Here is a 24,849-nt window from a genome sequence, read left to right on the forward strand (position 1 = left end):
GTTGAATCAAAACTGAACGAATTAATCTACAGATAAACAAACACAACCAGCTCAGCCCAGTTGACTAGAAGCCATTGCATAATCAGCAACTCCCCAACTGGGCTGAGCTGGATACACCCCCTAATACTTGGCAATCACCAGGTTGTAGTTGGTCGAACCGGTGAAGCGTCGCACTCTGATTCGATAGGTTCCCGCTGGCACGGCTTGGGTAATCAGCTCGGCCTGCAAGCCCGGATTGTTCGATGAGGCAATCACGGTACCCACACTGTCGAGAATCGCCAGGTCCGCATCGCCCGTGAGCACATACAGACTGGGGAACAGGGTTGCTCCTGTCGTGAGCGTCACCTGATACAGGTCTTCGGGGTCAGAGGCGTTGACCGTACCGCTGACGACCTGACCAAACACACCCAGTGTCCCCAGGTCACGCACCACAGACAGAGCAACGGTCTTGCTGTCACTCAAAGCCCCACCACCCGTGTTGCCGTTGTCATTCACGATGACATTTAGACTGTCGTTGCCTGAGAAGCTGTTGGAGCTGGTATATCTGAGGTTTGACAAAGCCGTGTTGATGTCGCTGACAGTGCCGGTGAGGGTGACGTTGCCAGTGCTGTTGCTGCCGATGGTGACGCCCGGTGTCGTGGCCACATTGAGCGTGCCGCTGTTGACGCTCAGGGTGACAGAGACGGGACTGCTACCTGCATCAATGTCGCTGATGCTGACGCCGCTAATCAAGCTGTTGTTGGAGAGGATCGACTGGGAGGTCGAGGTCAGGTTGACCACAGGTGGATCATTCACCGGGTTGACGGTAATGGTGAAGGTCTGAGGGGCAGAGGTGTCCTGTCCTCCATTGGCCGTGCCGCCACTGTCTTGCAATTGGACTGTGACAGTTGCGGTGCCGTTAGCATTGGCAGCCGGGGTGTAGGTGAGTTTGCCCGTTGCATCAATGCTAGGCTGAGTTGAGAACAGGGCGTTGTTGTTGTTGCTGGTCAGGAACGTGAGAGTTTGCCCTGACTCGTTCGGTCCGGCTGAGATGCCAGTCGCCCAGTTGTTCACCGTCTGCGGACCGCTGTCTTCGTTCACAGTCTGGTCAGTGCCTTTGGTGAAGGAGGGAGGCTGGTTGACGGCGGTGATGGTGATGGTGAAGGTTTGAGCAGCAGAGGTATCGACTCCGCCGTTGGCGGTGCCGCCGTTGTCTTGGAGCTGGACTGTGACTGTTGCGGTGCCGCTGGCGTTGGCTGCCGGGGTGTAGGTGAGGTTGCCCGTGGCCGGGTCGATGCTGGGCTGAGTCGAAAATAGGGCGTTGTTGTTGTTCGAGACCAGGAAGCTGAGGGTTTGTCCTGACTCGTTGGCGGGTCCGGCTGAGCGGTTGGTGGCCCAGTTGTTGACGGTTTGGGGGCCACTATTTTGCGGTACGGTCTGGTCTGGGCCTTTGGTGAAGGAGGGGGCATCGTTGACCGAATTGACGGTGACGCTGAAGCTGGTGGGGACCGAGAGGCCGCCGGGGTCGGTGGCGGTGACAGTGAGGTTGGCCGTGCCAAAGGCGTTAGCGGCATAGGCGAGGGTGAGATTGCCGCCAGTGATGCTGGTGCCCACCAGTCCGGGGTTGCTGTTATTGGTGACGCTGTAGCTCAAGCCAGAGTCAGGGGTCTGGGCGTCGGCGAAGACATCGAACAGGTTGATGGTCGTGGCAGAAGCGTCTTCGTTCACCGTGACGTTGGCGATGCCGGTGGTGGTAGGAGGGGTGTTGGCTACTGTCGCTCCGGATTCAAACGCGCCGATATCGGCTGTGCCGCCCACAATGCGAGTAAAGCCGCGCTGGTCGGTGGTCAAACCATCGGGGTTGCTGCCTCGATTGATGGCAGGGCTGGTGGTGAGCAGGGCATGGGTTTGGGTGGGACCGCCGTTGTTGGCCAAAGCTGCCAGACCGGGGTTGGTGACACCCGTTTGGTCGCCGGTTTGGTTGAAGGCACCAGTGGCGTTGCCGCTGCCAATCAGATTGTTGCCCAGGCTGGCAAAGGAGTTGGTGGCGTTGTTGAAATCGACATCTCCGCTGCTGTTACCTGCAATGATGCTGGAGACCCCCTCGGTGCGGGTGGAGGTGCTCCCAACGCTGGCGACCCCACTGCCCTGCCCTGCGGTGTTGGCGGTGACGGTGGAGTTGCGCAGTTGCAGCAGACCCTCGCTATTGTAGATGCCACCGCCCACTCCTGCACTGTTGCCTGAGATCGTCGAGTTGCGAATGGTGGCAATCTGTCCCGATAGATCGGAACTGCTATAAATGCCGCCGCCAAAGGTGCCCTCTAAGGTGGTGGTGGTGACGGAGTTATTGCTGATGGTGCTGTTGCTCACGCTCAGGCTGCCCAAGCTATAAATGCCACCACCTTGTGCTGTTGTGAAGGTTGATGAGGCAGAGTTATTGCTGATGGTGCTGTTGCTCACGCTCAGGCTGCCTCTGCTAGCAATGCCGCCGCCACTGCCGCCTCTTCCTGAGACGGAGTTATTGCTGATGATGCTGTTGCTCACACTGACGCTGCTGCCACTGGTCGTATCAATGCCGCCGCCAGAGCCGCTAAACCCTGAGGCGGAGTTATTGCTGATGGTGCTGTTACTCACCGTCAGGCTACCAGTAACATAAATGCCTGCGCCAAAATTGATGCCTTCTGACATGGAGTTATTGCTGATGGTGCTGTTGCTCACCGTCAGGCTGCCAGAAGAGCTATAAATGCCTGCGCCAAAGCCACTGAAGGCGGCTGCGGTGGAGTTGCCGCTGATGGTGCTGTTGCTCAGGGTGAGGTTCTCAGTGCTGAAGATGCCGCCACCCAAGCTGATGCTGAGCGTGCGGCGTCCCCCGGTAATGGTCACTCTATCCAGGCTGACGGTCTTATCAGGGTTTTCATTGCTATCATCAATGTTGAACACCCGCGAGGCGTTGTTGCCGCTAATGGTGATGCCGTTGCCGTTGATGCTGACGCTGTCGGTGATGGTCAGTTCGCCAGTGGTCAGGGTGATCATGCCCGTGGTGGTGACGTTAATCGTGTCGGCTCCTGCCGCAGCATTGGCATCGAGAATCGCCTGTCGCAGTGAGCCTGCACCGCTGTCGTTGGTGTTGCTGACGGTGAAGCTGGCCAGAGTCGAGCTGTAGTTGAAAGCAGCCAAGCCGACCGTCTCGACTTGCCCCGTCTGGTATTCCAACTCCCAGTCGCCGCCCAGTCCGGTCAGGTCATCCGAGGCCGCCACATCCGCCCCCGTGAGCTGGGCCAGACTCTGTATAAACGCCACACCTGCTGCATCTGCTGCCACGTTGCAGCCATAGAGCAGAATGTCGGCATTGGCTATGAGCGAGTTGGACCATTGCTGTAGCTCAGCCTCATATTCACTCAAATCCCTGATTGTTTCTCCGCCCAACTGCAACGCACCATCGCTGCCGTGCGAAACGATGTGGACGGCGCTGACCTGAGAACGACTTGACAGAACTTGCGTGATCTGGTCAATCGCATCTTGAGAAGCATCGAGCAGATGCACTTCGGTGCCTGCTGTGAACTGAGCGATTAGTGAACTAGAGTCGGCAACGCCTGCATCGACAAAGGCTATCTCAGTTGGACTCAAACTCTGTAGATTCGACATAGAAACCTCTGGAGTGATTGAAAGGGTCATTCAGGAGCACACAAACAGCACAATTCCCCCAGCTTCCTCAAAAAGCCAGGGTAGGAATGTTATCAGTCACTGCCGCTACCACCTCACCCCCAATAGCCACCCCAAAGCTGGGCAACTCCTAGATGCTGAGGTCATTGCGATAAGTTGGACAATTGACACAATCGCCAGACCGATGCAGGCCCAGTCGATGCAGGCCCAGCCAGATACAGATGGGGTCAGAATTGCAACTAGAAGTGCAATCAGAATAAATAGCGTGGATGTTATGGCAAATTTTGTAGCAGACTTTATGACTAATTCTGGGTCTAGGATGCGAGCAATCGGATTACCCACAACCGACTCAAACCGACCGGGAGAACGATCAGACATAGAGGGATGACAAAGGGGGGGACTTTGGATAGATCTGAAGCGGCAACTTGGATAGCCAGGCTAAAGTAGCAAAGTTCTCCGAGCCATATCACTTCAAATAGGGACTAAATTCACTTGAAGCTGACGCCACCATTGGCTGCTGTTTGCACAAACCCTGAAGCAGAACCACGTTCCACCATCAAACTTATAAGGCAAGTTTACGAAACTCTCTAATTCCTTCCACTTAAATTTATACAAGCTTGACAGAATAATTACGGAAGTTAACAAACCGGCTATCCTCCACCGGCCCCACCCACCCATCACCTGCCAAATTCACAAAAAGTCACCCAACTACGCTTGCAGGATAGCTCCCGATGCTCTATGCTTTGCTCACGAGTTCAGTGATGCTGAACCGGTAGACAGCTTAAGGCGAGGTCGCTGACTAGAAGTGTAACCAGCACAACTAGCCAGCTAACCAAAGTCTCTGCTAACGACAGAGAACCTGGCTGTGTCAAGTGTAAACGATCGTTGCAGCCGATGGACCGCTTGCCGGTGCAACAGTTTCTGCTGCAACCAGATCGGGCGATTTGACACTCCTCGTTACCCCGTGGTTAGACCACCACGCCTTAAGTTTTCTTCTCACTTCACCAGAAAACAGCAAGAAAACAAAGGCGAATCAACATGACTACAGAGTTTAACCCACGGCTGGCAAAGCAGTTTAGCGAGCAATTGGGCGATCAGTTTGGCGATCAGTTTGGCAATCAGTTTGGCAATTCGGGCATCAATCTGGGCGGCGACCGGCTGCGCATCTGGCTAATTGGCACTCAGGAGCAGATTGAGTTTGCTATCCACGAGTTGGTGGTCAAGCAGGTAGCCAGCGACCGGGGCAAATTCACGCCGATTGTGCCCTTCCCCCTACTAGCGGGCAAATATATCAGCATTCTGGTGCGTTGACTCGATTATTAGCTCAGCCATTACCCCAGCTATTACTTCGGTAGTTAATGTTTTGCTGTAGAGCTACAGTCAAAATGATTGAACATTGATGCTTTATCGTTGCTGAGGTGATAGCAGAATGAATTGGCTAGATTAGCTATGGATATGCTAGGGATGAAATAGGGATGAAAACTGAAGAAAGTCTATTCCGGTCTATTGTGATCAACTATTGTGATTAAAAGAGCAGACATTGGCGGCAAACGCTTGATCAGCCTCGCTCCCACTGCTTGGGTGCAGTGGGTGACGCAACAGCCGGATCTGGTCGCTCAAGCGATCCTCGGCTCTGAGTTTCAGTGGCTCAGCCGCGACAACGATGTGCTGGTCAAAGTCAGCAGTCCTGAGCATGGCGAATTCCTGGTGATGAATGAGTTGCAGTTGCGCTACAACGCCAACCTACCGACGCGAATGCGAGCCTACGCCGCCCTAGCGGAGGAGAAGTATAACCTGCCGGTCTATCCAGTGCTGGTGAACATCCTGTCCCCTGCTGCTTCGGTAGTGATTGCTCAGCGCTATGAGTCCAGCTTTCTGGGGTTAGAAGCGAGACAAGACTATCGCGTCATCAACCTCTGGGAGGTAGAGGCAGAACTAGTATTTGAGCAGTCACTCACAGCCCTATTGCCCTTTGTGCCGATTTTGAAGCAGGGTGGAGCGGTGGCGGTTGTGCAGCGAGCGTTGAACCAGTTGCGGCAGGATCAGCAGATGGTCGAGTTGGAATCGTTACTGGGATTCTTTGCTAGTTTTGTATTGGACAGTGCAGTCGTGCAGCAAATCATGAGGTGGGATATGGCGATATTGCGAGAGTCACCCTGGTATCAGGAGATATTGCAAGAAGGCGAAAAGCGAGGGCGAGAAGCGGGACGGCAAGAAGGTCGGCAATCACTGATCCTTAAGCTCTTGACTCGCCGTGTCGGTGAGTTGCCATTAGAGATTGTGGCTCAGGTGCAAGCCCTTGACTTGGAACAGCTAGAGACCTTAGGCGAAGCCCTGCTCGATTTCGCTGCCCTGAGTGATTTGGAGAACTGGCTAGCCACCCTGCCTGGTGATCAGTCTAGGGAATGAAGGGACGGCAGAAGCAGCCTGTTGGAACAGCTAGAGGCGCAAGAAACTCTGCTCAATTTTGCTGCCCTTGGCGACCTAGAGAACTGGTTTGCTGTCCTGTTGGTCAGCCAAGGGCATGACGTGTGGGGCTACATCAAGCTCTACGGCGCAGGGACAATGAAATCGGCACTAGTCAGATTAGGTGCTCCCAGCACGGTGACAATCCTGCCGCCCGCAGAGCCATAGCCCAAGTCTTCAGTGCCAAATCCGGCGCTACTGCCGTTGGGGTTGAAGAACAGCGAACCACTGCCTCGGCTGTAAACAATCCGGGCACTGCTGGTTTCTGCGGCAGCGTCACTCGCCACAAAAGCCAAGTCAGTAGCCGGGTCGAAATTGAAATCAACTAACTCAATTTGGTCTTGACCCAACTGAAAGTCATAGATGATATCGGCACCGACAATTGGAAAGAAGATAAACGTATCGGCCCCGATACCGCCAAACAGCAGGTCGTCTCCCTCGAAGCCGTTCAAGCGATCATTTCCGGTCCCGCCCACTAGAGTGTCAATGCCGAGGTCATTGCCATCGCCGCCACCCAAGGTGTCATTACCATCGCCGCCATCGAGGTAGTCACTACCACTGCCACCGCTCAATCGGTCATCGCCCGCATTGCCGTAGAGGAAGTCAATGTCGTTGCCGCCAGAAGCACGATCATCGCCATTGCCACAGACAATGATGTCATTACCATTGTCGCCAACCAAGGTGTCACGATCATCGCCACCATCGAGGTAGTCGTTGCCCTCGTTGCCAAAAAGTCTGTCATTACCTGCATTGCCATAGAGAAAGTCGGCATCAAAAACGCCACCTGTGCCGCCATCGAGAGTATCGTTGCCGGCCTCGCCAGTGATGATATCTGAGAACTCGGTGCCGTTCAGATCATCGTCGTCGATGGTACCTGGAATAAATGCCATTGTTAGATCTCCTGGTTTGAGGATAAGTAATTGGATGTTAGTGGGAACGTTACGGTTACGGCTGCGTTCGATTAGCAGCAACGCATTGGTTAATTTGGCTATCCCACAATTGCCAGCAACCAAACTTGTTTGGTCAGGGCACCAGTCAGGGCACCAGAATCACATCGCCATTGACGCCGTTGACGATGCCCGTGAAGCCGCCGCCCTTGCCAATCAGGTTGAAGCCGCCGCTGATGTACGCCCCAAACAGGTCAACCCCACTCGGAGCACTGTTCTGCCGCACCTGAGAACGCCGAATCGTCACCTGATCGCCTGCTCCAGCAAAGATGCCGCCGCCGCTGGTCGTAGCGCTGTTGAACCGCAGAACTGAATCGGTGACCAGCAGCGTACTTGTGCCGCCTGACACGCCTAGCCCGATTGCTCCGCCTTCGCTAGCACTGTTGCTGAGGAAGGTGGAGAGGCTGACCTTGGCATCGCTGCCGGTGAGGTAGAGACCGCCGCCGCTGTTGGTAGCCCGATTGCCCTGGAAGTAGCTGTTGCCCAGGTTGAGAACACCCTCGGCGAAGATGCCGCCGCCCTCATCATCGGCCTGATTGTTGGTGAAGGTGCAGAAGTCAACTACGGCTTCGTCATTGGTGTAGAGTCCAGCCCCATTGACCGCTTGGTTGCCTGTAAACAAAACGCTAGTAGCCGTCAGCATTCCGACGTTCCAAATGCCGCCCCCGCTAAAGCCTGCCTGATTGTCCCGCAAGGTGCTGCTCGTGATGGTCAGCGTCACTGCGCTAGCAATCCCACCGCCAAATTCTGCCCGATTGCCTGTGAAAGTGCTACCATTCACCGTCACGGTTCCGGCTGAATTGACAATGCCACCCCCAAAAATAAATGCTGAGTTATTGCTGAAGCTGCTGCTGTTGACCGTCAAACTGCCGGTATTCGCGATGCCGCCGCCATCACCGCCAAGTCCATTGCCATCATTAGCAACATTGTCGCTGACCGTACAGCCCGTTAGCGTCAGCGTTCCCGTATTTGCAACGCCGCCGCCAGAGCTAAAGGCTCTGTTGTCGCGGATGGTGCCGCCTGTAATGGTCAGCGTACCGCTATTGAAGATGCCACCACCAAAGCCGAATGCACCGTCGCTGTCTAAGTTATTGCGGACTGTGCAGTTAAGCAAATTCAGGGTTCCAGCATTGTTGATACCACCGCCATTGCTGCCAGCACCGTTACCGTTAGCAATCGTCAGTCCTGAAAACGTGACCGTGCCACTGCTAATATCAAACACTCGACTAGCATTGTTGCCGCTCACCGTCAGGAGCGACGCACCGTTGCCAAAGATGTTAAGGTTGCTGCTGATCGTCAGTTCAGAACCACCCAGGGTGATGGTGCCGTTGACCGCAAAGAAGATGTTGTCGGTGCCATCCAGCGCGTTGGCTGCATTGATTGCTTCTCTAAGGCTAATCACGCCGTCGCTGGGATCGACCACATCGTTGAGGGTAGTAACGGTGAAGTTGGCTAGGGTTGAGCTGTAGTCAGTTGCAGCGATGCTAGCCGTCTCGATGCTGCCCGTCTGATATTCCAGTTGCCAATCGCCGCCCTGCCCGGTCAAATCGTCGGATGCTGTTACATCTGCCCCCGTGAGCTGAGCCAAACTATTTGTAAAAGCCACGCCTGCCTCACCCGCCGCCACGTTACAGCCATAGAGCAGAATATCAGCATCGGCATTCAGCGAGTTTGACCAGAGCTGTAGTTCAGCCCTGTAATCGCTCAAGTCATCCACAGTTTTGTCACCCAACTGCAATGCGCCACTGCTGCCGTGAGAGAGGATGTGAACGGCGCTGACGTGGGAACGACTAGACAGAATCTGGGTGATTTGCTCAATCGCGTCCCGGTCTGGACTGAGCAAATGAATTTCGGTGCCGGCCTGGAACTGGGAGATCAAGGACTCTGGATTAGCCACACTGGCATCCACAAACGCCAGCGCCGACGAACTCAAGCTGGATGAACTCAGGCTGGATAAACTACCTGAGGCTGAAGTATGAGCCATGGGAACCTCTATAGAAACGATACAGAACACGGATGACTAGTTTGCAAAGCTGCAAAAAGCAAACGTCGGATATTGGGGTTTACATATCAGGCACAGGAACAGTCCATAGCAAAGCAGGCCGCAGCAGCGACCGTTTAGCATCTGGGCTGAATGTATGGGTTTTCTCTAAAAATGCGGCGCGAGCTGAATCTATGCAGAAGTCTGAGTGCTTCAGTCACGCCTTTCTCAGCCTTAGCTTGCTTGATCTGCTTGATTTAGACAATCAAAACAAGAAAATTGTGTAATAAATTCAACAAGATCTACGGTTTTATCGATAGCATTGCCCTTACATTTCCTTTATCTCAAGCTATATGTATCTAAGCTGCATAAGTAGCGTTCTAAAAGCGTTTTTGAGAATCAAAAGTCATTCATAATTCAAAGGAGGCGAAAGAGAACTAGCCCCAAAGCTCCTATCACCCTGTCAATTACCGCTAACTTATGCAACACCAGTGATGGCGTGACGATTTTTGTGGTCTCCTGCTCTGCACCCTACATGCAGCCTACATGCACCCTACAGAGACCTGTTCAGACTGTGCTGCTTAACTAGCTGGCTTTCCTAGTTAGATCCTATTTAGATAGATCTAACCAAGCATACAAGGAAAATAGAGTCCCGATGGTTTGAGAAAGTATTGGCTTTTGGTCTTGCGGGTAGGGAGTTTTCTGTTTAACCACCCTACTTTTTTGCTGAGAGCCACCAAAAAGTAGGATTTAGTTAGGATTGGTTCGCCAAATTGTACATTAATCAAGATCTTTGCAGAGCTGTTCCTCCGGCTGGGGATGGGTTGTCAGATAGTCTTTGATCCATTCACAGCTAAATTCCAGCACCTGATTCAGATCGACTACCCGGTTTAAGTCCCACAGAATCACCGTCCTATCCCAGCTAGCTGAGGCCACAAGCCGACCATTTGGACTGAAAGCCACGCCCGGTATGGTGTTGGAATGGGCGTTGAGGGTGGCCAATAGCGTTCCGTCTGTCTGCCACAGTTTGACGCTGCGGTCTTGGCTAACAGAGACGAGTCTTTGCCCATCTGGACTGAAGGCTACCGCAATCACATGGGCCTGATGCCCGGTAAAAGTTTGGAGCAACCGTCCCGCTAGACTCCAAAACTTAATTGTACGATCTCCGTTTGCCGAAGCCAGCATTTGGCCAGTCGGGCTGAACGTCAGATCATTCACACCCCCAGCAACGTTGGCAATCGACCGAATCAGGCGACCGTCTGGCTGCCAGAGCAGAATCTCGCCATTCCAGCCTGCCGACGCCAGATATTGGCCATCTGGGCTAAACCGAACGGCAATCACATTTTGCTGATGGCCCTTCAGGGTTTTGATCCAGGTGACCTCCTGAGGCTGGATGGCTCCGCCGGGAGAGATTTTGTCAGCGATCCGCCAGAGCCGGATGGTTTTGTCCAGGCTACCCGAAGCCAGCGTTTTGCCATCGGGACTAAAGGCCAGCCCATATACACCGGCCTGATGGCCCCTTAAGGTGGTCAGCAGCTCACCCTCTAGAGTCCAAAGCTTGATGGTGCCGTCGGCTTCGCTGCCCGCAGCCAGCAGTCTGCCGTTGGGACTAAAGGCAACCGAAAACACGCCATCTTGATGTCTGAGCGTTCTGAATAACTGCCCCTGCCGCGTCCAGAGTTTAACCGTTTTATCGGCACTCGCCGAAGCTAGCAGGTTGCCATCGGGGCTAAAGGCAACTCTGGCGACCAAATCCTGATGTCCGGTGAGCTGGGTCAGGAAGCGATCGCGCAATCGCCAGAGCTTAATCGTGTTATCAGCGCCGCCTGAAGCAAACCATTTACCGTCTGGGCTAAAGGCGATGCCTCGCGGAATCCGCCCTCCATGCTCCAGCTTCAGAAGCAATGTCCCGTCAGGCTGCCAAAGTTGCGCCGTGCCATCGCTGCTAGAAGAAGCTACAGTGCCATCCCGGCTAAAGGCCACATTCAGAACCTCGCCCTGGTGTCCTTCGTAGGTCTGGAGCAATTGCCCCTGCACCGTCCAGAGTTTGACGCTCATATCCTTGCTGCCAGAGGCCAGGGTTCGACCATCGGGACTAAAGGCCAAGGACTGCACAACATTGCGATGCCCTGTCCAACTCCGCACCAACTTCCCTTCTAAAGTCCAAATTTTGATCGTTCTATCTTCTCCCCCAGAGACAATCTGCTGGCCGTCAGGGCTAAAGGCAACGCTCCAGACCCGTCCCTGGTGCCGTCCCTGGTGTTGCCCAAAGGTTCGGACTAAACGCCCCGTGCTGGTCGTCCACAGCTTGACGGTGCCATTCATACTGGCGGAGGCAATGAACTGCCCGTCTGGACTCAAGGCAATTTTGAACACAATGTCCCCATGTCCTGCCAGCGTGGCATCTCCCTGACCGATCAGCGTCCGTATCAGTGTTCCGTCGCGTCGCCATAGTTTAACCGTTTTGTCTTTGCTGGCTGAAATCACCGTTTGCCCATCGCCACTAAACGCCACATGCGTTACCCAGTCTGGATGGCCTCGCAGGGTGTGCAGCAATCGCCCGTCGGCAGACCAAAGTTTTGCCGTCCCATCTCGGCTCGCCGAAGCCAGCATCTGTCCATCCGGACTGATCGCCACTCGGTAGATAGAGTCTTGATGACCAGCAAGCTGGTTATACTCAACCACACCGTAGGCAGCCTGCCGTAAAACAGCTTCGACCTGGGCGGTTTGGGGGTTACTGCCAACCAGGGACAGGCGTTGCCAGGAGCGTAATCTCTGATGGGCACGCATTGCTTCCACCAGGGCTTCCAGGCGGCGTCCAGAGGTAAACAGCGTTTCCGACGCTTTGGCAATGGCTTTCACTTCATTAATGTGGGCTTTGCGATATTCACCAAACGCCAACAGCCCCAGCCCCGTGGTGATCAGAAGCGCTACCCCCACCGCCACCAGCAAATTTCGCTGGAGACTGGCGGTTTTCTGCTCCTGCTTCAGACGCGCCTGCAATTCCTGCGCCCGTTCGGCCTCCAGCACAAGCTGCCTTTCCTGCTGCACTAGCGTTTGACTGGCTGCCAAAAAGCGGTAATCTAGATCGCTCAGGCTTTTCCCTTCGGCCCAGGTTTGGGCATCGGCCAGGGCCTGTCCTTTCAGCAAGCGGGATTGATCGCGACAGTCTGACTGCCGCCATGCTGTTAGCGCTGCTGCATAGGGGCGCAACTGAGCTAGCTGCTGTTCCACCCACTCGGCGTTAAACACAGCTTGATAAATGCGGTTCCGCACCTGCAAACGGCCCTGCTCTTTCACCACCAGCCCCGACAGCAGCAGCTCAATTTGTTCTCGGCTATCGTTGGCTGGCACCGTTGCACCAGTCAATAGGGTCTGATACAGTCCCAACAGCCGCCCTGCCTGCTGCTCATCGTGCAGCAATCGGTGGGCAATGGTTCGCAGATGCTCTGGATCATCCCGCAATTCCCAGTAGTCAATCACCTTTGACCGCACCAGCATTTCTAGCCAAACTGCATAGGGTGCCGTATGGGGTGCTGTCATTGGTTGGCTGTTCGCCGGTTGGCTGTTCGCCGGTTGGCTGTTCGCCGGATAGCTACTCGTCTGGTAGGCTTCCAGAACCAACTGACAGAGCTTCTGGGTCAGAAAGGGTTGCCCTCCAGTCCAGTCCAGGATCGCCTGGAGTAGCAATTCCGGCTGGGGAACGACGCTTTGTAAACCGGGCAAAAGCGGGCGTGATTCCTGGAGCTGAAAGCCTTTCAATTCAATCGATTGGCCGATATTAAAGGGGGTGCGGGTTTTGTCGGCAATCAAATCGCTTGGGGTGGCTACGCCCAGCAGCACAAACGTGAGGCGACGATAGGCTGGCTGCTCGACCCGCAGATTGTAGCAGGCCCGGATCAGGGCGAAAAAATCATCGGTGGAAAAATCCAGCCCCAGAACGCTGTCAACTTCATCAATGAAAATCACGATGGGCTGCTCGATTTCAGCCAGCAGGACGGTTTCGAGAAATTCACTAAACCGTTTGACGGCAGAGAGGTGGGTACGCTCTCGCCACCAGGCCGCTAAACTCACAGGTAATTTGAAATTGCTGACCAGTCCTTGCAGGATCGAGGCATACCACTGTTCTAGGGTAATCTGACGGTTGCCAATCAGGGTCATGTCAATCACGCCGGATCGCACCCCAACCTGCTGGAGTCGATGCATGGTGCGCAGCCGCAGGCTAGATTTGCCCATTTGTCTGGCGCTTAAAACGTAGCAAAACTCGCTGCGCTTCAGCGCCTGGTAGAGATCTTCATCGGCTTGGCGCGTCACATAGCTGGCAGACTCCAAAGATAAACTGCCGCCCACTTGATAGCGATAAGCCGGATTTGCTGTTAACATGCCGCCACCTAGCCTTACAGCGTTTTTTACTCAACTTTTTTTACTCAACTAAGGTACGGGGGGTGGGGGCTGTGCCCCTGCACCGCATTTTCATGGACTTCATCGGTCTGAAAAAGCTGTAAGAGATCATAAGCGATCGCTAAAATACTGCCGATACAGTTCACAGCGCAGCCGCACCTGGCTCCCCTGAAGCTGGATCAATCCCATCCGATGTAGCTGAAAAATTTCCACAGCGGTCAGATTGGGCGGCGTTTCGGTCGCGGACTGCCGTGCTAATTGCCCAACCACAGAGGCGAGCTGGGGCTGTTGCTGGAGGACCAGCAGATGGCGGCGCAGATGGTTGCTATACAGACCGGCTTCCGTCAGAGCTAGCCGCAGAAACGCCTCTAAAGGCAACTGTTCGGAAGCCATGTGGTAGAGCGCAATGTGGGTCAAATAGGGATGCCCGCCCACGAGGTTCATCAGTTGCTCAACCTGCGCAGTTTGCCAAGCCAAGCCGTAGCAATGGGCGAGGGTGCTAATCTGGGCAGCGTTGAACTCAGGCAGCTCAATCGGCAGGCCCACGTTAAACGGCGATTGGTTGATGTTGAGTGGAATGTAGCCTTCAGTGGAATGGGCCAGAACTAGGCGCAGTTTTTGCCAAAGCTCATTGTTTTTGGCATCCTCATGCCAGCCGCGCAGCAGCGCAAAAAAGTTATCGGCGATTTCCGGATATTGAAACACCTCATCGACTTCATCCAGCGCCAACACCAGGGGTTGCTCTAGCTGCGGCAACAGGTAGCCTTCAAAATAATCCTTACAGCTCGTTTTACTGCCAAAGATGTCATGCCAATAGTCTGCTAACTGCAACGGCAGCTCCAGCCCGCGCGTCACCCGCGCACAAAACCACTGCAAAAACCGATCCAGGTCTTGAAATATTTTGCTATCAACAAATTGCAAATCCAGCATAATCGTCCGCATCCCCTGCTGTTGGGCATGGTGCAGCATCCGCGCCAGTAGAGAGGTTTTACCCATCTGGCGGGGGGCTTTGATGCGCAGCAGCGCGCCCGGCTGCAACAGCGTTTGATAGCAGCGGTCTTCAATCGGAGGGCGCTGGATATAAAACCGTGACCCAACTCGCACCTGCCCTTCCGGGAACTCCCAGTCACAGGTTACTGAAGCAGGATCAGCATCAGGTAGAAATGATGCGGCGTCCCAACGTTCTAAGGCTGAGCGAAGGTTTTTTTTGCTCACGGGTTCTCCTAATAGCTGCGAGAGGAGTTCCCAAAGTTCTGCCCCAACCGTTTTGATATGGGCATCGGAGCAGTGACAGGATGCAGCAATGTCTTGATATTTCTGGCCCAGCCAGGTTCCACAAAACACAGCAGATTGCAGCGTGTTTAACTGCTTGCCAGTTTTGGCAAAGATTAACCGATTAAGAGCATCAAGCGCTGCTGTTGCATCCATTCCTGATTGACATTGAACACGACTTAGCATGATCTAATCACACTTCTCAGCCAGTTCAAACAGTTCCTGTACCATTGCCGACGCCTACTCAGATCTACGGTTCCTGGCTCGACAAAGCAAATAATTTGATTAAATTACTCCAACAGATAACTTATGGACAGTAGTGTTAACCAATTGTTGATTAGATTTGTTACATGTGGCGAAAATCAGAAAAGAATAAAACTGAAATTGATAAATAACCATATTGCAACAGCAGATTAGAGGCCGGACAGAATTGCTACCAGATCTGCAAAAATCACGGTGAGTTCGCCTGCCTCTGATGGTCTGCCTATTGAACATTCTGCCTATTAAACATTCTGCCTAACGGAAGGGAACAAACCCTCCAATGACTTCTGCCTGAGTGACAAAATCGCTGGCACTGAGGTTGGGGGCACCAATCACAATGGCAACCTGCCCGCCTCTGTCGCCCAAGCCAGCCTCTGTACCATTGGGGTTGAAGAACAAGTTGCCCGTGCTGCGGCTGTAGACCACCCTGCCGCTGCTGGTGGCCGCCTCCACATCATTTGCTGCAAAGGTAATGTCAGCCCGTCCGTTGTTCAGTTGAAAAGCAGCGCTCAGGTAGATCTGGTCTTCGCCTACTGTGAAGTCGTAGAGGATATCGACTCCGTAGGTGCTAAGGGACTCGAAACGCTCAGACTCTTACCACTCCCTCCTCCGGTGCTGTTAAAAACATCAGCACTCTGCCCCAAGCCAAAGGCATCTTGACCTGCTCCACCAAACAAACTGTCGTTACCAAAGTCGCCCACCAAGCTGTCGTTACCCGCTCCACCGCTCAGCGTGTCGATGCCGTCACCGCCTGAGATGAAGTCTTCGTCGTTGCCGCCATCAATGTAGTCGTTGTCGTTGTCGCCATCTAAGCTGTCGTTGCCATCGCCACCATAGATGAAGTCGTTGCCGTCGCCACCTTGTGCCCCATCTTGGCCCGCACCACAGAAGAGGGTGTCAATCCCCGTGCCACCGATCAGCCCATCGAGGCCATCGCCGCCATCCAGGTAATCGCTGCCGTTGTTGCCGCGCAGCAGGTCATCGCCTTGCTCTCCGTAGAGGAAGTCATTGTCGAAGTCGCCGCCTGTGCCGCCATCGAGGGTGTCGTTGCCGTCGTTGCCTTGGATTAGATCAGTGAATTCGGTACCAATCAGGTTGTCATCGTTGGGAGTACCGGGAATAAATGCCATTGTTTGAATCTCCTAGTTTGAGGATAAGTTATTGAATAGTTGTGGAAACGTTACAGTTACGGTTGCGTTAGGTTGGCAGCACCGCATCGGTCAATCTGGCTATTCCACAGTCACCAGCGACCCAACTTGTTTGGCTCGACCTGATCAGGGCACCAGAATCACATCGCCATTCACGCCATTCACAATCCCCGTGAAGCCGCCGCCCTTGCCGATGACGTTGAAGCCAAAGCTACCCGGTGTACTCGTGCCGCTGACAAACGCCCCAAACAGGTCTGGCCCAGTTGGAGCCGTGTTGCTGCTGATGTTGTTGAGCTGGAGATAGACCGTGCCGCTATCGCTGAACACCCCACCACCTTGATTGGTCGCACTGTTCTGGCTGATCACGTTGCCGATCAGCGTGGACGTTCCAATACTCTGAGCAATGCCACCACCATTATCACTGGCCTGATTGTTGAGGAAATAGCTGCCATTCACCGTCAGGTTGCCAAAGTTGGCAATGCCACCACCACTGTTGCTTGCCGAGTTGCCACTGAAGGTGCTGCTGTTGACCGTCAGGGTACCACGGTTGTTGAGAATGCCGCCGCCGAAGCCTGCCGAGTTGCCACTGAAGGTGCTGCTGTTGACCGTTAGGCTGCCATCGTTGAGAATGCCGCCGCCTTGGCTGGCCGAGTTGCCGGAGAAGGTACTGCTATTGACTGTCAGGCTGCCAAAGTTGTCAATGCCACCGCCGAAGACTGCCGAGTTGTTGCTAAAGGTACTGCTGTTGACCGTCACGGTGCCAAAGTTGGCAATGCCGCTGCCGTTGCTGGCCGAGTTGCCGCTGAAGGTACAGAACTGCACAGTCAAGTTGCCATTGTTGCGGATGCCGCCGCCGCCACCACCAGTAACCCGACTACTGGCGATGGTCAGCCCCGACAACAGCACCGTGCCACTGCTGATGTTGAAGACGCGACTAGCATTGTTGCCACTGATGGTCAGGAAGGGGGCACCATTGCCGTAGATGTTCACATCACTGCTGATGCCTAATTCTCCTCCAGTCAGGGTGATGGTGCCGTTGACGCTGAAGAAAATGTTGTCGGTACCAGCTTGAGTATTGGCATTGGTAATGGCTTCGCGCAAGGTGAGGACGCCATCGGTGGCATTGACGACATCACTGGTGCTGGTGACAAAGAAGTTGGCCAGCGTGCCCTGATAAGCCGTATCGGTAATCGCCACCGTCTCGATGCTGCCGGTCTGATATTCCAGTATCCAGTCACCCCCCAAACCCGTCAGGTCATCGGACGCCGCCACATCTGCACCCGTGAGCTGGGCCAGACTGTTCACAAACGCCACACCTTTTGCATCTGCTGCCACTTGACAGCCATAGAGCAGAATATCCGCATCGGTAGTCAGCGAGTTGGACCAGAGCTTCAGCTCAGCAGTGTACTCACTCAAATCACTAATAGTATCTCCACCGAGTTGTAGTGCGCCATTCCTACCATGCGAGACCAGGTGAACCGCACTGACATCGGTACGGTTGGCCAAAACCTGCGTGATTTGCGCAATCGCATCTTGAGAAGCATCGAGCAGATGCACTTCGGTCCCGGCTTGGAACTGGGACATCAGCGAACTAGCGTTGCTAACGCCCGCATCAACAAACGCTATCTCAGTTGGACTCAAACTCTGTAGATTCGACATAGAAACCTCTGGAGTAATTGAAAGGGGCATTCAAAAGCACACAAACAGCACAAATCCCCAGCTTCCTGAAGAAGCCGGGGTATGAAGTTATCAATCACTGTCGCTACCACCTCAACCCGAATTGCCACCCCGACACTGGGCAGCTACTAGATGCTGAGATACAAGCCGCGATAAGTTGAACAATTGACGCAATTGCCGGAGCGATGCAGGTCCAGCCAGCTACAGATGCACTCAGCAGTTCGACCAAAGCAATCAGAAGAGATAGCATGAACTTTAGGGCCAACTTTGGGTCTATGCTGCGAGCTATCGGAGCACCCACAACCGACTCAAACCGACCGGGAGAACGATCAGACATAGAACACAAAGGGGAGGACTTTGAACTGAAGCAGCAACTTGGATAGCCAGACTAAAGCAGCAAAGTTCTCCAAGCCATATCACTTCAAACAGGGACTAAATTCACTGGAAGCTGACGCCAACGTTGGCGCTGTTGACACAAACCCTGAAGCAGAATCACGTTCCGCCATTCAACTTATAAAGCAAGTTTACGAAACTCTCTGATTCCTTCCACTTAAATTTATACAAGCTTGACAGAATAATCACGGAAGTTAACAAACCGGCTATCACCAACCACTCATGCTCCAGCGCAGTGCTGAAGTACAACCACAAGCATAGCCAAATTCTTGTTGATTGGGGCGCGAGATTTCCATGGCGGTTGCTCCCGATTTTTCTACATGAACGTCAATGTAGAGGCGGTCATACGGGTAGGAGAAGTGCGAAGTCAAACGCTGGATTGACACAAAATTCTAAACAGACCCAAAGATGCAACAGTTAAAAAATTCTAAACGTTCACCTTTATTTTCTTGTCCCCACTATCCCAATCCCTCTGTGCTGATATTATCTTCATTACTTGTCGTTTTTTGATAGTCTATGCCACATTTTATTAATTCTTAAGTATCGCCACAGCACTGATTCCGAGTTCTGTCAATCTGATTTTCTCAATGTATACCCATTATTGAGACCACTTATTGAGAGTGCTCTGTTGAGAGTACTTGATTGAAAGTACTCGGCTCTGCCACCGCTGATCACGCCCTACACTGAGGGCCGCGCCCTTTCTGCTCACTGGCTTCAAGGGCTTCAACTTTTTCTATTCTCAATTTGCGATCAGGCTTAACCCATTGATGCTATGCGATTTCATGACCTGATTCGAGCCGCGGAAAATAAGTATAATCGCCTCCTAACCCTCTTGATTCTGGTCTATCTTATGTCCCCATTTCTGGTAGAGCAGTCCATCGGAGCTGTGATTGTTCTTCTCGTATTTCTAGGAGGCGTGGTTATCGTTATCCACCAAATTCAGCACAGTCAATGGGCACTCAGGATGCACGTCAGTTTAGTGTTCCTGGCTCTGCTGCTGAGAATATGTAGCGATTTGTTTGCTCACTTGCCGAATGACCGTCGCTTATTGGTAACCTCTAGCACTGCTATTTTCTTGGCATTTCTCGCGTTATCTGTTTATTTAATTCTGCGAGAATTAGCGCTTGTTGAACAGGTAACGACTGACATTATTAAAGGAGGCATCTGCGTTTACTTTTTACTGGGTTTTTTGTGGGCTGGCCTGTATGAGATTGTTTACAGTTTCGACGCCAGTTCCTTCACTGCTGAATCTACACCCCTCACCAGAGCCGATCTGACCCACTTCAGCTTTACCACCCTAACCACCGTTGGCTACGGAGACATCTCTCCTGCTAGCAGGGTTGCCAGAGTCTTAGCCAATTTGGAAGGAATGGTAGGTGTGATCTATCCAGCGGTGTTTATTGCTCGATTAGTGGGCCTCTATAGATAAATAGATAAACTGAACATGTAGCGTTTTTCACTCATGTGAGGTGTAGGGGGTGTGAGGGCGTGGTTCTAGGGCATCCTGCCGCGAGCGAAACAGACTCCAAAGAAGTCGAACGCTTTGATCGATCTTGCCTTTTTTGATAGCGTTGGAATTTGTCAAGTTTTATGATTTTGTTCTGATTTAACAAATTTGAGCAAATTAAATTTTATGTTACTACCATTGGGACGATTGCCAGGATGCGAAAATGTAAATGAGTTATATTGAGGACTACTTAATTAATGATGCTCTTAGAGGGTTAGCGTAAAGGTTGAGCTGAATAGCATGGGCTTGTTCAGAGATCTGATAGTGATTTGGTTAATAATCTAAAGTGGCCTAATTAGCGATCTGTAATTAGTGATCTGATAGATTTAGGCTTTTCCATATAGAGTTTTCTATATTACGCGATGTGCAACTAAACCTACTGTGACATAAGCTGGTTAGCAGCTTTCGGTTCAGCCGACTGTTCAAATGCCACACATCCCGTACCTGTCTTAAAGTTTTATAAAAACTGTTCAGACAGTGGGATATACCTTATTCTATGGCTATCTTTATGGCTACCTTGGTTATCGTTTTAGTTTAGTCATCTTTGTTGTGAAGTGAGCTGCTACGGTCTTTGCCAGGATTGCGAAGCAATGATTACAAGATTGAGTGAACATTTTCCTAAGCATCTCTTGAGTACGGTGTTGCTGTCTGTGTCACTTGTAGGGGGATGTAGCCAACCGGATTCGTCTCAGCAGGCCAGCGCACCCACGGCTGTCCCTGTGCAGTGGCAGAAGATTGAACCAGGACGCGTGCAAGAGATGTCTGAATTCGTCGGTACACTGCAAGCGGCTGAGATTGTTGAAGTTCGGCCAGAAGTTCAGGGACAAATTCAGGACATTTTGGTACAACCGGGCGATCGAGTCGGGCGAGGTACCCCGATTATGACGCTGAGACCCGATCAAACTATGCCCCAATTGCAAGGTGCTACGGCGACCCTGCAAAGCGCCAGGGCATCCCGAGAAACGGCGGTTCGGCAACGAAAAGTGGCCTTAGCACAGGTGGCAACGGCGGAATCGGATGTGGCGCTAGCGCAAACCAACTATGAGCGGGCAACATATCTAGTCGGGCAGGGCGCGATTGGGGCGTATCAGTTTGATCAGGCCGAAAATAACCTAGAAGCTGCCCGGAATCGACTCACAACCGCCCGAGAGCAGCTGCGAGTTGCAGAGGTGCAAATTGCCCAATCGGAAAGCCGGGTTAAGGAGACCCAAGCTCAGGTAGATGCAGCCCGGGTCAGTGTCAACTTCCGGCAAATTCTGTCGCCGCTGTCCGGTATTGTGGGGGATATTGCTGTTAAGGCAGGGGATGTGGTGACGACCGGGCAAACCATCACCACCATTACCCAGAACGCTGCCCTCGATCTGCGGCTCTCAGTCCCTGCCAACCGCTTGCCAGATTTGCGAGCGGGCTTACCTGTAGAACTCCTTGATCCCAACAACAAACAGAAAATTGCCACCGGCACCATTAACTTCGTCTCGCCCAATGTCAATACCCAGGCGCAGTCTGTGCTGGTGAAAGCCCGCTTCTCGAACCAAGACGGACAGCTCAGAAATGGCCAGTTTGTGCGGGCGAGAGTGATTTGGGCGCAGAATCCCGGGATCTTGATACCGATGACGGCGGTGACGCGCACTGGGGCACAGGGCTTTGTCTATGTGATCACCACATCGGAGGACGGCACCGAGTCAGCTCAACCGATTGTGGAACAGCGTCCCGTGAAGTTGGGCACCCTGCAAGGCGATCAGTATGAAGTCCTCAACGGCATTGAAGCCGGCGAGCAAATCGCGACTTCGAATATTCTCCGGTTGAGAAACGGTGCCCCGGTTCAGCCCCAGTCGTAGGAGCAATCCCGCATGGCTATTTTTTCGATTTCTGATGCGTTTATTCGGCGTCCAGTGTTGACGACGGTGACGACGATCATCATCTTGTTGGCGGGTGGCATTGCAATTCCGCTGCTGCCGGTTGTGAACTTGCCGGATATTGCCCCAATTCAAATTCAGGTGACGAGTAACTTCACTGGGTCCGATGCCCGAACCGTAGAAGATACCGTCACCACGCCCGTAGAACGCCAGATCAACGGGGTAGAGAACATGGAATACATCACCTCTACCAGCGGCAATTCGGGCGATAGCCGCATCCAGGTTTACTTTAGAACCGGCACCAGCAAAGACATCAACCAGGTCAACGTGCAGAATCGAGTCGGGCTGGCCCAACCGGCACTTCCCGAGGCGGTTCGGCAAACCGGGGTGACGGTCAAGGCCGCCTCCACGAGTGTGCTGTTGGTCTATGGCTTTAATGCCGAGAACAACGAGTACGATGATATCTTTATCTCGAACTATCTCGATTTGTATGTCGTGGATGCGCTGAGGCGGGTTCCTGGGGTGGGGGATCTGGTGACGCTGGGCGATCGCACCTATGCCATGCGTCTGTGGCTCGATCCGAATGAGATGGCGGCTAGAGGACTAACGGCCAATGATGTGGTGCAGGCCCTGAGGTCGCACAATCTGCAAGTTGGCGGGGGAGCGATTGGCGGTGAACCGGCCATGGAGAATCAGCCGTTTAATCTGCCGATTCGCATCCAGGGGCAACTACGGGACGAAACTGAGTTTGCCGATCTGGTGCTGCGGACCCAGCCGGACGGTACCCTAACCAAAGTCAAGGATGTAGGCCGAGTGGAACTGGGTGCCCAGAACTATGCCACGAAGGGGCTGATCAACGGCAAGCCCGGCACCGGAATTGCCATCTATCAACTTCCCGGCAGCAACGCCCTGGCTGTCGGACAGCAGGTTAAGCAAACCCTGGCCGAACTCGCCAAAGACTTTCCGCCCGGACTGCAGTATCAGCTCGTCTATGACACGACGGAATTCGTGGAAGCGTCGCAACGAGAAGTCACGGTGACGCTGCTGCAAGCCATCGGCCTAGTGATTCTGATTCTGTTTATCTTTCTTCAGGACTGGCGTACTACGATTATTCCAGCCATTGCGATTCCGGTTGCCCTGATTGGGGCGATGGTATTCGCGCTGGCGTTCGGGTTTTCGCTCAACAACCTGACGATGTTCGGGATTATTCTGGGCACCGGGGTGGTGGTCGATGACGCCATTGTGGTGGTGGAGTCGATTGCCGCCAATATCGATCGCGGCATGAAGCCCCGCGAGGCGGCGATGGCATCGATGAGGACCCTGGTCGGGGCAACCATTTCTACGTCGCTGGTCCTGATTGCCATTTTTCTTCCAGTTGCCATGTTTCCGGGCGCAACCGGGATCATGTATCGGCAGTTCGCGCTGATCATGGCTTTCTCGATCGTCGTGTCCACGTTTAATGCGCTAACCTTTACCCCCAGTATGTCGGCGCTGCTGCTGCGTCCCAAACAGGGGGAAGGGCAAGGTCCGCTGGCCTGGTTTTTCCGGCAGTTTAATCGGGGCTTTGGCTGGCTGCTCGAGCGCTACCGCCGCCTGATCGAGTTTCTGATCCGGTTTAGATACATGGTGATGGCGCTGTTTGTCATGGGTTTGGCGGCCACGGTGTTTATGTTCCGAACGGTGCCGACCGGCTTTATTCCCGAAGAAGATCAGGGCGTATTCCTGGGCATTATCCAGGCTCCCGAAGGGGTGGCGCGCAACTACACAGACCGGATCGCGCAGCAGGTCTATCAAACCTTTGCCGAGACGCCAGAAATTGAATCGTCGCTGATTGTACCGGGATTTGGCTTGGAAGGCAGTGGACCGAATCAAGGCACGTTCTTTGCCAAGCTCAAGAACTGGTCGGAACGCCAAGAACCGGGACAGACCGTTCAGGAGATTATCGGCCGCTTGAATCGCCAATTTGCCGCCATCCAAGACGCGGTGGTGGTGGTCTTCAACACGCCTGCGGTTCCCGGTTTTAGCGCCACGGGTGGGTTTGAATTCATTCTGCAAGACAGCTCGGGTGGACGGTTGAGCTTCGAGGAGTTTTTAGGAGCAGCTCAAGAAATTATTGCCAAAGCCAACCAAAATCCAGTTTTGAATGGTGTGTTTACCCAATTCACGATCAATACGCCGCAGCTTCAAGTGGAACTGGATCGAGAACAGTTGAATGCCCAGAACGTGGATATTGGTGAAGCGCTGTCCACGGTCAGTACCTATATGGGCAGCCGCTATGTGAATGATTTTACCTTTGGGCAACGCAGCTATCGAGTGTTTGTGCAGGCAGATGCAGATTACCGCAGCCAACCCGAAGACTTGCAGCAAATCCAGGTCCGCTCTCGCGACGGCAACTTGGTGCGCCTCAGTAACGTCGCCACGGTAACTCCGATTACCGGACCCGCTTCGATTAACCGCTTCAACCTATTCCGTTCGATCAAAATTCAGGGACAGCCCGCTCGCGGATACAGCTCCGGACAGGCGATTCAGGCCATGCAGGAAACGTTCAATCAGGCGGCAATTCCCGGACTGCGCTATGAATGGGCGGGGCTGACGCGGGAAGAAATTCGCTCAGGCGGCCAGAGTTCCATCATCTTTGCCCTCGGCTTTGTGATGGTATTTCTGGTGCTGGCGGCGCAGTACGAAAACTACGTTGACCCGATTATTATTCTATTGACAGTACCGCTGGCGCTGTTGGGAGCCTTGATCTTTATCGCGCTGCGGGGGCTGGTGAACGACCTGTATACGCAGGTGGCGCTGGTGATGCTGATTGGACTGGCTGCCAAGAACGCGATTCTGATTGTGGAGTTTGCCAACCAGGCCCGGGCTGAAGGGCTGTCGATTCCCAAAGCCGCCATAAAGGCCGCTTCAGAACGCTTTCGTCCGATTATGATGACGGCTGTTTCTTCACTGGTGGGATTCTTTCCCCTAGTGGTTGCCTCCGGGGCCGGGGCGGCCAGCCGCTGGTCGCTAGGAACGGCGATCTTTGGCGGGCTGCTGGTAGCTACGGTGATGAACTATCTGGTGACTCCAGCCCTCTATGTGGTGATCAAGAGCTTGGTGGCCTCGCTGATGGGGAGCCAACCTCCGAGCGATCCCCCGACTTCTGGAGAACCCTATCCCGAACTGCCTGCCGCGGTCCCGGCTCATCCGGAAGCCAGCACTCCCTCTGTTTCTGCGCCTTACACTGAGGGAGAGGAACCTGCTTAGTTGAGGCAATGCCTGCTTATGGATAGAGTCTTGTGCAGCAATGCTGGTT

General features: G+C 53.5%; 15 protein-coding genes. 5 read left to right on the plus strand and 10 right to left on the minus strand.

The features are described 5' to 3' along the window. Window positions 1–120 precede the first annotated feature (120 nt). Both HJG54_RS20240 and HJG54_RS20245 read right to left on the minus strand, forming a co-directional pair. A complete protein-coding gene (locus tag HJG54_RS20240; RefSeq protein WP_316430988.1) occupies window positions 121–3,624 on the minus strand; it encodes a DUF4347 domain-containing protein in 3,504 nt (1,167 codons plus the stop codon). A gap of 105 nt (window positions 3,625–3,729) precedes the next feature. Beyond that, window positions 3,730–4,020: a hypothetical protein gene (locus HJG54_RS20245; protein WP_316430990.1), complete on the minus strand. Its 291-nt coding sequence runs from the start codon at window positions 4,018–4,020 to the stop codon at window positions 3,730–3,732. A gap of 660 nt (window positions 4,021–4,680) precedes the next feature. On the opposite strand from HJG54_RS20245, the gene HJG54_RS20250 reads away from it, so the two are divergent. Together HJG54_RS20250 and HJG54_RS20255 are read left to right on the plus strand one after the other, a co-directional pair. After that, the gene (locus HJG54_RS20250) at window positions 4,681–4,953 is read left to right on the plus strand and encodes a hypothetical protein (protein WP_316430991.1); all 273 of its coding nucleotides are present in this window, start codon (window positions 4,681–4,683) and stop codon (window positions 4,951–4,953) included. A gap of 210 nt (window positions 4,954–5,163) precedes the next feature. After that, window positions 5,164–6,051 carry an Rpn family recombination-promoting nuclease/putative transposase gene (locus HJG54_RS20255; protein ID WP_316430993.1) on the plus strand — a complete coding sequence of 296 codons (888 nt, stop codon included), beginning with the start codon at window positions 5,164–5,166 and terminating at the stop codon, window positions 6,049–6,051. Window positions 6,052–6,191: 140 nt separating this feature from the next. Here the strand turns inward: HJG54_RS20255 and HJG54_RS20260 are convergent, their stop codons facing one another. The 8 genes from HJG54_RS20260 to HJG54_RS20295 all read right to left on the minus strand — a co-directional run bounded on the left by HJG54_RS20260 (window position 6,192) and on the right by HJG54_RS20295 (window position 18,132). After that, the gene (locus HJG54_RS20260) at window positions 6,192–6,998 is read right to left on the minus strand and encodes a calcium-binding protein (protein ID WP_316430995.1); all 807 of its coding nucleotides are present in this window, start codon (window positions 6,996–6,998) and stop codon (window positions 6,192–6,194) included. 145 nt (window positions 6,999–7,143) lie between these two features. After that, on the minus strand, window positions 7,144–9,039 hold the full coding sequence (locus HJG54_RS20265; protein ID WP_316430996.1) for a DUF4347 domain-containing protein: 1,896 nt from the start codon (window positions 9,037–9,039) through the stop codon (window positions 7,144–7,146). A 777-nt stretch (window positions 9,040–9,816) separates the two neighbouring features. After that, complete coding sequence (locus HJG54_RS20270) at window positions 9,817–13,419, minus strand: AAA-like domain-containing protein (protein ID WP_316430998.1); 3,603 nt, start codon at window positions 13,417–13,419, stop codon at window positions 9,817–9,819. Between the two features lie 126 nt (window positions 13,420–13,545). Further along, window positions 13,546–14,895, minus strand: a complete 1,350-nt coding sequence (locus HJG54_RS20275) for an AAA-like domain-containing protein (protein WP_316430999.1) — start codon at window positions 14,893–14,895, stop codon at window positions 13,546–13,548. Window positions 14,896–15,225: 330 nt separating this feature from the next. After that, window positions 15,226–15,423 carry a hypothetical protein gene (locus tag HJG54_RS20280; protein ID WP_316431000.1) on the minus strand — a complete coding sequence of 66 codons (198 nt, stop codon included), beginning with the start codon at window positions 15,421–15,423 and terminating at the stop codon, window positions 15,226–15,228. A gap of 77 nt (window positions 15,424–15,500) precedes the next feature. Next, window positions 15,501–16,100: a calcium-binding protein gene (locus tag HJG54_RS20285; RefSeq protein WP_316431001.1), complete on the minus strand. Its 600-nt coding sequence runs from the start codon at window positions 16,098–16,100 to the stop codon at window positions 15,501–15,503. Between the two features lie 144 nt (window positions 16,101–16,244). Continuing rightward, a complete protein-coding gene (locus HJG54_RS20290; RefSeq protein WP_316431004.1) occupies window positions 16,245–17,777 on the minus strand; it encodes a DUF4347 domain-containing protein in 1,533 nt (510 codons plus the stop codon). A 103-nt stretch (window positions 17,778–17,880) separates the two neighbouring features. After that, window positions 17,881–18,132, minus strand: coding sequence for a hypothetical protein (locus tag HJG54_RS20295; protein ID WP_316431006.1), 252 nt, complete (start codon window positions 18,130–18,132; stop codon window positions 17,881–17,883). Window positions 18,133–18,960: 828 nt separating this feature from the next. On the opposite strand from HJG54_RS20295, the gene HJG54_RS20300 reads away from it, so the two are divergent. The 3 genes from HJG54_RS20300 to HJG54_RS20310 all read left to right on the plus strand — a co-directional run bounded on the left by HJG54_RS20300 (window position 18,961) and on the right by HJG54_RS20310 (window position 24,800). Beyond that, window positions 18,961–19,617 carry a potassium channel family protein gene (locus HJG54_RS20300; RefSeq protein ID WP_316431007.1) on the plus strand — a complete coding sequence of 219 codons (657 nt, stop codon included), beginning with the start codon at window positions 18,961–18,963 and terminating at the stop codon, window positions 19,615–19,617. Window positions 19,618–20,285: 668 nt separating this feature from the next. After that, entirely contained in the window at window positions 20,286–21,533 is a 1,248-nt protein-coding gene (locus HJG54_RS20305; RefSeq protein ID WP_316431010.1) for an efflux RND transporter periplasmic adaptor subunit, read from the plus strand. A gap of 12 nt (window positions 21,534–21,545) precedes the next feature. Beyond that, window positions 21,546–24,800, plus strand: coding sequence for an efflux RND transporter permease subunit (locus HJG54_RS20310; RefSeq protein WP_316431013.1), 3,255 nt, complete (start codon window positions 21,546–21,548; stop codon window positions 24,798–24,800). Window positions 24,801–24,849 lie beyond the last annotated feature (49 nt).

This window comes from Leptolyngbya sp. NK1-12 (assembly GCF_032598965.1).
In the GTDB taxonomy this organism is placed as follows: domain Bacteria; phylum Cyanobacteriota; class Cyanobacteriia; order Elainellales; family Elainellaceae; genus Elainella.